The sequence below is a fragment of the Xanthobacter sp. BG11Y11_SDJG genome, assembly GCF_057364445.1.
This window is the reverse complement of record NZ_JBNFNU010000815.1, coordinates 1-730: the sequence shown is the minus strand read 5'-3', so window position 1 is coordinate 730 and position 730 is coordinate 1. Positions and strand designations below refer to the sequence as shown.

The following is a 730-nucleotide window of genomic DNA, read 5'->3' as shown; positions in this document are numbered from 1 at the left end:
GCCAGCGCCTCGATCAGCGGCGCGAGATGGGCGCGCAGGAGCCGGAGCACCGGCGCCGCACCCGCCGCGCTGGCGCACCGCACCACGAAACCGGACGGCGCGCCGCCCCGCCCCATGAGGATGCCCATTCGGCAATGTCCGGAAGCGGCGCGAGCCGGCCCGTGAATGTGGCGGCCAGCACAGGCGGCACCAGGCGTTCCAGATAGACCTGCAGCCACAGGGATGCGACCGCCCGGCGGTCGCCACCGCCGATCGATGCCGAAAAGCAGGCGACGACCTCCGCCAGCCGGCCCGGCGCCAGCAGCCACGGCCCGGGCATGGCGCCGCCCGGTCCCGGCGGGGTCCACAGGCAGCGGTTCACATAGGCGTAGGCGCCGGCATGGGCCGCCGGAAGCACCTCGACGGGACCTTGGGGCACCGGCATCACGACCGCCGCGCCATCAGCCAGAGGAAATAGGGCGCGCCCAGCAGCGTGCACAGCAGACCGGCTGGAATCTGCCACGGAAAGGCGAGCATGCGCCCGGCCAGATCGGCCGTCGCCATGAGGGTGCCGCCGATCAGCGCACCACCGATCCCCTGCGTCAGCGGGCGGGGTCGAGCCCAGCAGGCGCGCCATGTGCGGGGCCAGCAGCCCGGCGAAACTGCAGCGGTCCCACCACCAGCGTGCGGCCGCGGTCGCGGCCGAGGCGGCGAGCAGGATCATCAGCCGCGCGGGCGGCACCGGCACGCC

Annotated in this window: 2 protein-coding genes; both read right to left on the bottom strand. The window is 74.7% G+C overall.

What is annotated here, in order from left to right; all coding sequences use genetic code 11:
* Positions 1-13: 13 nt before the first annotated feature.
* Positions 14-424 carry a hypothetical protein gene (locus AC2W7M_RS26720; protein WP_486136226.1) on the bottom strand — a complete coding sequence of 137 codons (411 nt, stop codon included), beginning with the start codon at positions 422-424 and terminating at the stop codon, positions 14-16.
* The gene (locus tag AC2W7M_RS26715; protein ID WP_486136228.1) at positions 424-561 is read right to left on the bottom strand and encodes an iron chelate uptake ABC transporter family permease subunit; all 138 of its coding nucleotides are present in this window, start codon (positions 559-561) and stop codon (positions 424-426) included. Before AC2W7M_RS26715 ends, AC2W7M_RS26720 begins: the two co-directional genes overlap by 1 nt.
* Positions 562-730: the final 169 nt, after the last annotated feature.

What these genes read in the sequence shown, in the direction of transcription:
- AC2W7M_RS26720 (WP_486136226.1), bottom strand. Translation starts at nt 424, where the DNA reads ATGCCGGTGCCCCAAGGTCCCGTCGAGGTGCTTCCGGCGGCCCATGCC.